This is a genomic window from Companilactobacillus kimchii DSM 13961 = JCM 10707 (assembly GCF_001435445.1).
Lineage (GTDB): Bacteria > Bacillota > Bacilli > Lactobacillales > Lactobacillaceae > Companilactobacillus > Companilactobacillus kimchii.
Genome location: NZ_AZDH01000003.1, coordinates 19,146 through 31,730, shown reverse-complemented (window position 1 = coordinate 31,730; position 12,585 = coordinate 19,146). Strand labels below are relative to the sequence as shown.

The following is a 12,585-nucleotide window of genomic DNA, read 5'->3' as shown; positions in this document are numbered from 1 at the left end:
CACCTTACTTAAATTTTACTGCGGTACCATATGCTGCAACTGTTTCCATGTCAGCACTAATTGAATCGGAATCAAAACGCATCATGACTACAGCATCAGCGCCCATATCAACTGCATTTTGTCGCAAACGACTAATTGCAATATCACGAGCTTCTGTTAGCAGTTCAGTGTAAGCTTTAATTTCGCCACCAACGATGTTTTTGAACCCAGCACCGATATTCTTAACGACGTTTTTTGATTGAGTAGTCAAACCAAAAACCTCGCCAATAATTTCGTATTCATGTCCTGGAATATGCTCAGTTGTAGTTACCAATATCTCGTTCTTATCCATTGATTCACCTCACAAAAATATTTATTTCACTCCATTAAATAATGTAACACATTCAAAAGGTATTATGAGTGGTTATTTAGAAATTAATTACACCTATTTTAAGGAGATTAAAAAAATAAAAGCGTCATCACAACTATTGTGACAGCACTTTTAAAGAATTTCATTTGATCCTTATTTATCAGTTTTCTCATTTACTTTATGAGCAACTTTATCAACTGCTTCATCTACTTTATCCTTGGCTTTACCCATTGCTTCTTGAACTTTACCTTTTAATTCTTGTTTGTCGTTACCAGAAGCCTTGCCAACGGCCTGATTTGTTTTACCTTTAATTGCATCTTTTTTGCTATCAACACTCATAATAAAACTCCTCTCATAACTTTATTTATGATTAAAGTTTAGCAAGTTACCGGTTGATCTAGCAAATTAGAAGCTCACACATCAAAAAGATCAATCAATTAATGAATTGTTGCAACTACCTGACAAATAAAATAAATCATAGCTATAACAATACACAACCTTACAATGATCAAATTACGATCAATTCGTTCTGATCTTCTTCTTTTGCGTAATCTATCAGTTCTTGTCATTTGTTACACCCGCTTTCGTTCTTACAGTTCTATTTTATAATACTTAAATTGTAATGGTCATTTCTTAAAGAATCCTTAAGCAATTATTGTAATATTAGCGATATGGATTTGATGTATTCAAAAATAATCCATGTTATAATTCGTTTGTAAGTTTTTTAGAAGCAAAAAAGAGAGATGCCGTAACATCTCCCCAAATGTAGCCCGCTTAAGACGGTGGCTATGTTAGATTAATTCAATAAGTTCTTAAATAACCGTAACTCGCCAAAGTTGGACGGCTATTTTTTTGCTCTTTTTTCTTATTATTAATTATTTTTTGAAATCAAAAAGCCATTAACCTTCAGGTTAACAGCCTTTTTAATAAATTGATTACTATTATTGGGCATATTGGGAACAAGATACTCAATCATAGAATACTGTAATACCAACGTTTAAAGCCTTTTATTTAGTGAAATAACACCCTTTGACTATATTTTGACTATATACCCTCTAAAAATTAACATAATTAGCATACTTTTGAGCTGTATCTTTACGTTGTTTTTTAGTAACTTCTGTATACACATCGGCAGTAGTTTTATAACTTGAATGTCCTAATTGTGCCTGTACTTCTTTCAACGTGGCACCTGATTCAATCGCAAGTGTAGCAAACGTACGTCTAAATGCATGAACAGTTACATTCTTTAAGTCAAAGCGTTGCACAACACGTTGCAACCATATTCTAGGCTTAGTAGGAACAAGCATAGTATTTCTATTGTTAGAAAAAACCAATTGATCTTTATTGATTGTATTAAAACCTAACATTAACAGCTCATTGCGTTGTGTCTTACGCCAGTCTTTCAGCATTGACATAGTTTTATTATCAACATTAACCACTCTTACACTAGCATCTGTCTTAGGTGTATTAACTAATAAACGACCGTGAGCGCCTTGCGATTCCGTTTTAGTAATACTAATCTGATTATTATTAAAGTCTATATCAGTCCAAAGTAATGCTAAACTCTCGCCTTTTCTCATCCCTGTAAATGCTAACAATCTAAAGTACATGTATGCTTGTGGATTATCCAAGTCATTCAAACATTCAAAAAAATGTTTCAATTCTTTTAGATCATAATAGTTATCTTTCATTGTTTTAAATTGGCTTGTGTTAACTGGTAAAATAATCCTACTTGCGGGATTATCATTAATAATCTGCATCTTATAAGCCCATATAAGCACTCTATTAATATAATTGTAAAATCTCTTATACCTAGTTAAACCAGCCTTAAACCACTTATTAACAGCCGTCTGAATATGAATAGTTTTAAGTTTACTCATAGGGATGCTACCTATTTCTGGTAAAATATGAAGTGTAAAGTGTTCATCGGTTTTAGTATAAGTAGATTCTTTGACCGTTGATTTATATTGATCGTACCATTGTTCATAAATAGCCTTAAACGGCTTATTATCTAATTTCTGAAAGCCATGCTTGTCAGTGTCTAATAGTAGTTTAGACATTGCTAGGCGGGCTTCTTTTTGTGTCTGAAAACCTCTACGAGTAGTAGTTTTTACTTTGCCCGTGAGTTCGTCCATTCCTAAATAAACACTAAACATGTAGGCGGTAGTACCGTCTTTTTTTTCGTACATCTTAATTTCTGTCATTGTCCTACTCCTAAACGCTAGCGGGGCGTGTTAGTTTCGTGGGTGGTTAATTAAGCCACTTGTGACTAATCATAGTCACATTAGGTAACTCCAATGATTCCAATGCATAGATAGTAGGCCATACGTATATATATGTTAGTATTCCAGCCCTCATTTTTCCCTTTTTATCTTTCCATGGAAAATCATTATAATAATTTGTTTGAAATTCCTTGGATATTTTTTCACTTATTTCTTTACAAAATTGAAGTAAAACCAGTTCGGTATCTGATACATCCATGATAGGAATAGTCATTTTATTATTAATTAAATCACGTCTAAATTTATTTTCACCATTCTTTAATGCTTTCCCTGTAATGGTACTTAAAAAGTAGTTAGAAACTACATCAATCATTTTTAAAACATTAGTTATATCTTCTGTCGATTTTAAGTTAAAAAAATTTATCTTAATAATGTCATCTTCAAATATGAATGGAGCAATTACTTTAAATGATCCGTTCGTTTCATCTTCATTATATGAAAACTCAAAAGAAATATTTTTCTTCTTAAAATCAACTTTAAATTGTTTTACATCATAACTATACTTACTGATTTTTTCCATTAAATCAGTAATATTATCAAGTGAGAAAAAGTCCATTATTTTCGAAATGGTTTCCATTCTAACCATTTTACTATCGCCATTAGCTAATTGTGTTAGCGATGTTCTACTTATTCCTGTTTCATCCGATAACTCATTAATTGATACATTATTTTTTTCCAATAGTTCTTTCAGTTTAATAACTATCATAGTTTTCCTCGCATTAGTACATTCTATTGAACAAGAATAGTATACATCACTTGTAGTGTATTTGACAAATCATAATCAATAGTATAATCTACGTTTAAACGTTACAACTGATGTAGTGTTTACTATACAGAAAGGAGAATACTATGAAAAATAATCTTTCAATGATTCTAGGTTCACGTCTTATTAGTATTTCAGATGTATCATATAATACTGGTCTAAGTAGAACAACAGTTACAGACATTTACTATAAACGTGCTAATGATCTAAAACTTTCAACCCTAGAAAAAATTTGCGATTTTTTACAGATTTCATTATCTGAATTAATCGAATACGAACCACAAGCTTTAAATAAGGAGGACAAATAGAATGGAGATTACACTATCACACGATCAATATGCATCCCTTGGGGATAATATTTATAAGTTGGTTACTGATTCTATTAACAAGGCTCGTAAAGATGCCAGCATTGATAGTAAAGATTTTTTTCGTAAGAAAGAGGCTTGTATATATTTAGGTGTATCGAATAATACGCTTGATAAGTTTCTTGCTATTGGGATGCCTTACCACGTTGTTAGAGGTATCACGCTTTACAGTAAAGAAGAAATTAAACAATTTGTATTAGAACAATAATTCAAGTCTAGCGGGGCGTTTAAAACTAATACAAATAAAATAATCGGAGAAATCAACATATGACACCATACAACAGTGAATTAGATGACAAATTAGACAAAGAGCTACTAGGACTATATGACGAAATGCATATTTATTTTGATGCTATCGAAAATGATAGCGTGGTTATTGAGAATAGCATTTCATATGATGCTACTGAATTGGCTACCAAACTAGCTAAAGATTCTTTGCGAGTAGCTGAAATCTTACATATTTACGATACAGAAATAGCGAAATAATTATGAAATCGAGTGTAAATAAAAAAGACTTATCCTCTCTCGCCAAAGTAAGGATAAGTCCGCAATATTCTTTACAATATCTACACTCAATTATAAACGAAAATTGAGGGAGATTCATTAATATGAACGAACAAATACAATCTATATTAAGTGACAACTTAAAGAATAAACAACTAATAGACTTAATTATAAATATGGTTGACACAACACAATGTTTATCATCCGAAAGTAAAGTAACGGCAATATTCACGTTATTAGATCAAGACGGTTTAAATTCTATTCAAGATAACCTCATGAATGTATCGCTATCAATAAACGATGTTAACGCTGAAATATCCGATCTATTGGAGGCTATTAACAATGACTAAAGTAATTGATCCTTACGACATTGAATATATTGCCTATCACATGGATAACAATAAAAATTTACTAGAACTATTAGCAGAAAATATAGACAGTCTATCCAATAAAATATTAGTGGTAAATATACCGATACCGAGATAGTAAACGAATTAGAACGTGTTACACCCCACTTACAGGCGTTGTGTGATGTCTTATTAAGAGGTGCTAATGCCAATCACGATAAATTAATAGAACTAGTTAACGGCGCAATACATGAGAACAAATAACGAGGAGGTGTTTAATTGCTATATCTTCAAACTGGTACTAATAATAACAATCTAACTAAGGTATCTACCACTAAACCACTTATTAAATATATCTTAGATTACACGCCACAAACATCTAACGGAAAAGATGAGAACGGCAACAAACAATTTAAAGAAACTAAAGCTAAATATATAATATCTGGAACGTTAAAAAATGGCGTTACTACACGGTCTAATGAAAATCTTTTGACACGGGATGCTTTAATTTTAGATATTGACCACTTAACAAGGCATGATGTATCAACAATGTATAATAATCTTTCAAAACATTTTAATAACATTGAATGGCTTGCCTACCCTAGTATTAATTCAAATCTTATGTGGACAAACCGCAAAACTCACATATATGAAAAAAAGGGTTATGGTTATAGACTTATTTTTACAGTTGATCGTTCTTTTAAAGAGAATGAACGTAAGTCTTTAATCACTAATGTATGTAAAAAGATTGGCGTACAGGATGATCCCAGTGCCGAACAATGGTCTCAAGTCATGGGTTTGCCTGTTAAGAATATTCATACTAAAAAAATGGATAACTTTCTAAAATATCACGAGGGACAACCTCTAAAAGTTGATAATTACATCACGTCTAGCATCCCTATTAAAACACCTACGACCGTGCCCACAAATAGCAACAACAACATTTATCCTATTGATGATGCTGATGCCATTAGTCTTTTAGAAATCTGGAGTAAACGACATCACGACTATTTAAATGATGAAAGTAATTTCTCAAATATTCTCATTGGTTTAATTGGGTATTACCAACGTGAAGAAATATCCTACAATGTTTTAACACAGGCTATGACTATATTAGCTAATGGTAACGATAAGTGGGCTAATGATAACATGAGAAAGTTAAAAGCTCATTTTAATTACTCCGCTAACGATCCCGATAAGTCATTTAGTGAGTTCTTTTCATCAAGCACAATAGACAAATTTAAGTCTGTCAAAATGACTACTAACTTGCTTATTAGCAAAATGAAACATACGCATGATGAATGGTTAAATAAAATTAATGAACAACTTGAATTAGAACATCCAAATGCACAAACAAAAAACACCCTTTCACAGTCCGCAATAGCCAAACTAATTAAAATGTACATCCCTATATTTAAAACCACTGGTAAAGACGATGCATTGGTATGTATGTATAACTTTGATAAAGGTATTTACGATACTAACGATTTATATTTAGCTAAACTTGTAGATCAGATTGAAGAAAGCTATACGGAGAAACAAATTGAGGGTGTAAGATACAAACTTATTTTACGAGCAAGTATTAATGAATTAGAACAACGACCAACATTAATACCCGTTAGTAACGGTATTTACGATCAAAAAAATAATAAGCTCATCCCCTTTGATCCAAGTTATAAATTTATAACAAAAATTGCTACTAACTATAATAAGTATGCTAAAGAACCTAAATATCAAATGTCTAACGGCAAATATTGGACTCCTAGCAGTCTTATAAGTGACCTTGCCTGTAAGGATATTCAAATAGAAAAAGTTTTATACGAAGTGATTTCTGATGCCGTAAATGGTAACTTTTCACGAGACCAAGCAATATTCCTACTAGGTAAAACAAATGGCGGTTTAAGTAATAACGGTTCTAACGGTAAAGGTACATTTCAAGACTTGTTACAAGCTATTATTGGAGATGATAATACCGCACATCTTAAAGTTGATGATATGGACAAACGTTTTATGATAAACGAATTGGTTGGTAAAACTGTAAACATCGGGGATGATTTACAATCTAATGTTTATATTGATAACTCATCAAATTTTAATAGTGCTGTTACTGGGGATGTTATATTTACCGATCGCAAGAATAAGAAGCCAATATCTTTTAGATTTAAAGGTACTATTATTCAATCAACTAATGAAATGCCTAGTTTTAAAAACAAAACTGGTGGAACGTATAGACGTATGATTATCATTCCGTTTAACGCTCATTTTGCACCTAGTAGAGACGGTAAAAACATTAAGGGCTTATTCATTAAGACTAAAGAAACACGTGAATGGCTACTAAAAAAAGCCTTAGAAATACCATTCTTTACCGAATACACGCAACCTGATGCATCAAAGGAATTAATGGATGAATTTAAAGTCGATAATGATACGGTTAGACAATTCTTTGATGATTTCATGTCTAAATTGCCTATTGCTCGCATTGGTAGCAAACCCTTATATCAAAGTTATCAAAATTGGTGTAATGATAATGGCTATAAGAAGCCACTAGCCAAGCAAACGTTTATTAAACAAGTTGAGGGCATTCTTAACGAACAACAAAATAAAATAACTACCATATCTATGCAAAATTTTGATGATATTGCTAAAAGTAAAGATAATCGAAACGATCTAATTATAGATAAATTACCATTAATACAATGTAGGTATACATATTCTAATATTGTTCCAACTACTAAGTATTCTAATTATACAGATAGCGAGAATATTAGTTATGCATCTAATAATCAAGGACGTTCATTCAGATTCCCACTAAGAGAGTTATTAATTGATACATTGGATTTGCACGATAATTTACCTAATAAAGATAGTCCAGAATATGACAAGATTAATAGACAGATTAGTGATTATCAAAAAAGACTAATAAAATGACGTGCATAGTTATTTAGCCCTGATATATCAATGTTTTCAAACAAAGTATGCACGTGCCTATGCACGTGAAAAAGATGGTGCATTGTTTCAAAAGTCTATTGTATCAACGTTTATAAGACCAACTATGCAGGTAAGCACCTTATATTAAGTTTTTATATATTTAATAGTTATTATCTTAGTAAGAAAACACTATATAACATATGAACAACCTAAGTTAAAAGCACGTGCATAGTGCATAGTTGCCCTTGCTAGCCCTGATGTATCAACGTTTATTAACTATGCACCTACATGCATTATTACTACTTTAAAAATTAATGGAGATGTAAATAATGACAAAACAAACTAAAAGAATGTATCAAGTGAAATATATAACTGCTAGAGATGTGAGCGGTGGTTATAATAGTGATCCGTTTGAACGTGCTAAAAATACACAAGACTATATCAATGATGTATGTAGTGTATTAGCTGAAAACGATTGCCAAGTATTATCTATTGATAATGCTCATAGCTTCCCTATCATTATTAAGTACATACAATCTATCAAATAGAGATGCTGAGGGATGTCATAAACGTGGCATCCTTTTTTTATCTACTCACAAATAAATAATAACGAGGTGTAATAATGACACGAGGATATAATGAAATAATGGACTGGAAACAGCTTGTTAATAAAGCCAATGCTCAACTATTGCAGTATAGAGATTTAACTAATAAAGCCAATGAATTGGAAACTATCCAAGGAACGCACATCGATATAGCCTACATATCAAATGATAATAATACCAATGGAACTGAAAATAAATTAATTAAATACTTAGAGATTAAAGAACAAATAAATAAAATCGATAGAGCTATTGAACCTTTAAATAATAAACAGAAACAAATACTCACGCTAATTTACTTTAAGAAGTATCGATACTCGGAGTACGTCATAAGGGACGTTATGAAGTTAAAAGATGGCGAGTATGTTTACCTATGGGATGATGCTTTACTAGACTTTGCTAATAATTACTATGACAAAGATACTATCGATAGTTGCTACTTTGAGCGAATAAAGTTTGATGATTAGTATTGATCACACAACAAATTAATAATATGTAGTCTATCAGCACCCCCCCTCTCAACCATTTAATCGATTTCTAGAGAAACCGAACAACGGGGATGAGTGAATACTTAACACATTTATGTATTACGCATGAGGGGGGTAAGAGAGTAAATACTTAATTGTATGCTCTCTATTTCTTTATAGACCCCCGCCTACTGTTTCTAGGGAGACAGCTCGCATAGTGGGCATGAGCTTTAAAAAAAATTCCGTAAATTAAATATTTAGCGTCTTTTAACGTATAAGTAACATTACATAGACATTATTGGAATGTATTAATCATTGATACTAAGGCAACTAAGAATTGTATTCATTAATCGATAAGAACTATAAAACCTTATTAAGTTGCTCTAAATTAGTCTATTTTTGCATGATTTAAAGTAAGTTTTGTTAATTTTATATAATCAATTGAATTAGTAATTCTAATTATATTTAGGACGTTGACACACGCCGTGTATGACTTAGTTCACTTATCATACCAACGATTACACACTATACCCCTTGTATATTAACGGGGCTTAGATTATAAATAATCTCTTGAACGTACAACCTATTTTTTATACGCTAAATTCTATTAATTAAAATTCTAAATATAATTTTATGTACATCTATGTACATTCGTGTACACTTATGTTCAAACAATGTTATACTTCCTTATTCAATTCAAGATATTGTTTCCAAACAGGCAAAAAAGCTAGATAACAATTATGATGTTATCCAATTTGTCTATAAAGATGGTAAAAAATTTATCCCCGTTGCTAGTTCACAAAAAAATAAATTTCTCATTAAACCGGTAAAGCTAAAAAATCAAACAAATTCATAACTAAAATTTTTTTACATAAATGGATCTTGACTTCCCATATAGTACCCTTCGTCAAAACCAGCATCATAATCTGAATTGCCTAACTCAGATCCACCGCCATTATGAGGATGGTTCTTATTTTGCCGATGAATAATAAACCAGATAACCAATCCAACGATTATCCCTAATACAAGCAAAACCCCATTAACAATATTTTTAATATCATAATAGCTTTTCGAGTATATGAACTCTTTATTATCAGCAACCTTTTGCAACTTTGGTTCTAATCTTTCTGCTAGATCAAATAAAGCTTCCATTCTCCGTGTGGTGGTTCCATCAGTTAAATTATTCATTCCAATCTTAATCTTCCAAAACATTAGGTCCGTAATATATGAACTTGATTGATCACTAGGATCAAAATAAACCCGGTTATTCTTTAAATCGTAGACCAAATAATTGTTTTTCCAATCTGGTATACCATTTTCATCCGAATCAATATCGTAATAATGATTATGTCCATATAAAACTTCACCAGTTTTATTAACTATATCTTCTGGTATTCCTTTAGTTTTAGGATCATTATCAGTTAAATAATTAAAGCGTCTTATACTATCATTATCACTCAATACTAAAATATATAATCTTTGCGGATTAGGCCCCGTTTCAATTTGACCATTGATATCTTTCAGTTTTTCATACTGTTGATTAGTAACTACTTCTTGATCTTCATATATATAATTCCCGACATTAGGACCACCTAGTCCTGCAGCTTGTATAACAGTTACTGAACTGGCACATCCTAGCAAAACCGCTATCCCCAAAAGAAAAGCCTTAATTTTCAACATAATTCTCCCCCGAATCACTGTCTAATTAAGACTTTAGCACTGTCATTCAACTAGTAAAGACAAAAAGAAAAGTCTCGTTTGTTAATTGTCTCCCACAAAGTGTTAAATATATTTAGCATATAACATTTAACACTTTGTAGGAGGATGACATAAATCTGAAAACTGATGATTACTTAATGCAAGATAAAATAAAAAGGTCGAAAAGGGAAGATTAGAAAATTTACTTTTTTAAACACAAAGGAATCAATGTTTAAACTGGTCAAGGGTGTGGATTAGACGACCCTGTTTTGACCACAACTTTTGAGAAAAACGAGTTTATATAAACGACAATAGTTAACGAAATAAAGAGAATTGTCATGGAGACGCTAAAAAGTAAAAAGGCCAGACCAGAGAATAGATCGGCCTACATATTTAGATCTTTCCAAAATTATTTTGCTGAAGAATATTATAATCACTACGAATCTATTCAAGATAAGCCGGATAATGAGGACCTGTTGGCTTTTTGGTTAAATACTGTCAAGTTATCAGATATTAAGTTGTTGAATCATACTTCTATTTTATTTATGAGAAGGATAGAGCCTTTATAACTTTATAAAGTTATAAAAATATAATTAAGGGCAAGAGTTGAACTATATTCTTTATAATCTCTACTATGAAAATCGAAGATGTAAACTCTTCTACTTGGTGAATTATGTAAAACAGTAAAATCGATATAATAAAGATTTCTATCATAAAAGATTCTCTCTGTTTCTTATTTTGAAGTTCACTTACTTCTTCTCTTATAATATAAAAACTGGATTTTTTTTGATTTGGCTATGATAAAATAAGAAAGTTGCCTTACAATCCTGCAACGGATTGGGGGTGTATCTATTTGTTTAACTCACTTTTTGCCCCACTTGTAGTCGGCTTAGTAACCGCTTGGTTTACCGATTGGCTAAAACGGAAACACCGCAAGTAAAAGGAAAAGGCAATTTAGCCCACTAAAAAACCCTCAACGACTTCCACTCGTTGGGGGTTTTGGTGTATCTATAAGTTACTCACTCTTTGCAAATGCAATTATATCACGCCATGAAGTCATTAATCAATTTGTTGCGCAACTTATAATAAAAAATCTCTTCTTTTCTCAAATAATTCGCCAATATTTAAGCTTGTCGTACCAGTAAATTTGGCTGGATGAGGTTTTCCATTTGAATCATAACTCGTTAATTGATAATCGTAGTTACCATAACCGTCCTCATCACGTCCAAAAAGCTGGATAGAATCTTTCAACAACACGAAAAGAGCTAGTAAATGAGTAAATTTCATTTACTCATTTACTAGCTCTAATAATATTTAATTATTAACTTTCTGGTATTGATGAATAATCAATACCAGTTTTTTAATCTCTAGAAAATAAAAAAAGAACATCACTGTTCCCATGTTAAGATTTAAGCGACTAAACCCAATCAAACATGGAGAAAACAATAATGTTTCAGTCAAGGACGGTATTGAGTATCATTTGATACTCAATATATTTGTAAGAACTGTGCTAGCACCTGTGGTGCTCACAGTGATTTATTAATCAAAAATCATACTATGACTAAACAAGTTCAAAACAGAACATTCGCTATGGCCAAGGAATCCTTCACTTTAACATCAATTGCTAAAATCATCGGAGTATCAGTAAATACAGTAAGCAGAATCTTATATGACAATATCAAATAGATGTGATTGCCTTCCAGAAAACTTGTGTTTTGATGAATTTCGTTCAGTTAACGGTATATTTACTTTTATAGCTATTGATACACAAACAACATCATCTAATTGAGTTGATTCATGATCGACTGTCTAAAACAATTATTTAACACTTTGTAAAAAATTATAGCTTGTCAGAACGACAAGCAGTTAAGACTGCCTCTATTGATTTGAACGCTAATTACCAGTCGGTCATTCATAAAATTTTTCCCAATGCTCAAATAATAGTTAATAGATTTCATATAGTTCAGCTATATAGCCGGGCATTGGATCAAGTTAGAATCAGTTGTCTTAAAAAAATAAATGATAAACATTCCCGTTTGTATAAAGCACTCAAGTCTAATTGGCATCGCTATGGATACATCTATTTCAACGTTACATAAGAATTTAAATTATATAAAGAATAGTTGTACAATGTCATAATCCAATGGTCCTCTTGAAGAGACCATTGGAAAGATAAAAAAACTCAAACGTATCAGTTATGGATTTAGAAATCTTGACCATTTTCTCAAGAGAATAAGACTCATTTGTGCATAAAAAAAGACAACCTACATGAGGTTGCCT

At 31.5% G+C, this 12,585-nt stretch carries 16 protein-coding genes and 2 pseudogenes; 11 read left to right on the top strand and 7 right to left on the bottom strand.

What is annotated here, in order from left to right:
- Positions 1-4: 4 nt before the first annotated feature.
- From FC97_RS01295 to FC97_RS01280, 5 genes are all read right to left on the bottom strand, one after another.
- Entirely contained in the window at positions 5-331 is a 327-nt protein-coding gene (locus FC97_RS01295; protein ID WP_025084966.1) for a heavy metal-binding domain-containing protein, read from the bottom strand.
- A 171-nt stretch (positions 332-502) separates the two neighbouring features.
- On the bottom strand, positions 503-688 hold the full coding sequence (locus FC97_RS01290) for a CsbD family protein (RefSeq protein ID WP_025084965.1): 186 nt from the start codon (positions 686-688) through the stop codon (positions 503-505).
- A gap of 98 nt (positions 689-786) precedes the next feature.
- Positions 787-918: a hypothetical protein gene (locus FC97_RS13765; protein ID WP_256970475.1), complete on the bottom strand. Its 132-nt coding sequence runs from the start codon at positions 916-918 to the stop codon at positions 787-789.
- 486 nt (positions 919-1,404) lie between these two features.
- Positions 1,405-2,553 (bottom strand): tyrosine-type recombinase/integrase, encoded by a 1,149-nt coding sequence (locus tag FC97_RS01285; protein ID WP_054643366.1) that lies wholly within the window; start codon positions 2,551-2,553, stop codon positions 1,405-1,407.
- 46 nt (positions 2,554-2,599) lie between these two features.
- Complete coding sequence (locus FC97_RS01280; RefSeq protein ID WP_054643365.1) at positions 2,600-3,337, bottom strand: helix-turn-helix domain-containing protein; 738 nt, start codon at positions 3,335-3,337, stop codon at positions 2,600-2,602.
- A 143-nt stretch (positions 3,338-3,480) separates the two neighbouring features.
- Here FC97_RS01280 and FC97_RS01275 point away from each other — a divergent pair, with 143 nt between their 5' ends.
- From FC97_RS01275 to FC97_RS01245, 8 genes are all read left to right on the top strand, one after another.
- The gene (locus tag FC97_RS01275; RefSeq protein WP_054643364.1) at positions 3,481-3,702 is read left to right on the top strand and encodes a helix-turn-helix domain-containing protein; all 222 of its coding nucleotides are present in this window, start codon (positions 3,481-3,483) and stop codon (positions 3,700-3,702) included.
- 1 nt (position 3,703) lies between these two features.
- Positions 3,704-3,967: a MerR family transcriptional regulator gene (locus tag FC97_RS01270; protein WP_054643363.1), complete on the top strand. Its 264-nt coding sequence runs from the start codon at positions 3,704-3,706 to the stop codon at positions 3,965-3,967.
- Between the two features lie 59 nt (positions 3,968-4,026).
- Positions 4,027-4,245, top strand: coding sequence for a hypothetical protein (locus FC97_RS01265; protein WP_054643362.1), 219 nt, complete (start codon positions 4,027-4,029; stop codon positions 4,243-4,245).
- Between the two features lie 122 nt (positions 4,246-4,367).
- A complete protein-coding gene (locus FC97_RS01260) occupies positions 4,368-4,613 on the top strand; it encodes a hypothetical protein (RefSeq protein WP_054643361.1) in 246 nt (81 codons plus the stop codon).
- The gene (locus tag FC97_RS13325; protein ID WP_156314097.1) at positions 4,606-4,749 is read left to right on the top strand and encodes a hypothetical protein; all 144 of its coding nucleotides are present in this window, start codon (positions 4,606-4,608) and stop codon (positions 4,747-4,749) included. Before FC97_RS01260 ends, FC97_RS13325 begins: the two co-directional genes overlap by 8 nt.
- Before the next feature lie 140 nt (positions 4,750-4,889).
- Entirely contained in the window at positions 4,890-7,538 is a 2,649-nt protein-coding gene (locus FC97_RS01255; RefSeq protein ID WP_054643360.1) for a DNA primase family protein, read from the top strand.
- Positions 7,539-7,867: 329 nt separating this feature from the next.
- Entirely contained in the window at positions 7,868-8,086 is a 219-nt protein-coding gene (locus FC97_RS01250; RefSeq protein ID WP_054643359.1) for a hypothetical protein, read from the top strand.
- A gap of 74 nt (positions 8,087-8,160) precedes the next feature.
- Complete coding sequence (locus FC97_RS01245) at positions 8,161-8,607, top strand: hypothetical protein (RefSeq protein ID WP_054643358.1); 447 nt, start codon at positions 8,161-8,163, stop codon at positions 8,605-8,607.
- 867 nt (positions 8,608-9,474) lie between these two features.
- Here FC97_RS01245 and FC97_RS01240 read toward each other — a convergent pair.
- Positions 9,475-10,287, bottom strand: coding sequence for a hypothetical protein (locus FC97_RS01240; protein ID WP_054643357.1), 813 nt, complete (start codon positions 10,285-10,287; stop codon positions 9,475-9,477).
- Between the two features lie 1,098 nt (positions 10,288-11,385).
- Positions 11,386-11,592, bottom strand: a complete 207-nt coding sequence (locus FC97_RS01230; RefSeq protein WP_054643356.1) for a YxeA family protein — start codon at positions 11,590-11,592, stop codon at positions 11,386-11,388.
- Between the two features lie 270 nt (positions 11,593-11,862).
- On the opposite strand from FC97_RS01230, the gene FC97_RS13760 reads away from it, so the two are divergent.
- From FC97_RS13760 to FC97_RS13855, 3 genes and pseudogenes are all read left to right on the top strand, one after another.
- Entirely contained in the window at positions 11,863-11,991 is a 129-nt protein-coding gene (locus FC97_RS13760) for a hypothetical protein (RefSeq protein ID WP_261764088.1), read from the top strand.
- Between the two features lie 155 nt (positions 11,992-12,146).
- Positions 12,147-12,404 (top strand): annotated as a pseudogene (locus FC97_RS13860) (transposase); the annotation flags it as partial.
- A gap of 52 nt (positions 12,405-12,456) precedes the next feature.
- Positions 12,457-12,558: pseudogene (locus tag FC97_RS13855) on the top strand (hypothetical protein); the annotation flags it as partial.
- Between the last annotated feature and the right edge of the window lie 27 nt (positions 12,559-12,585).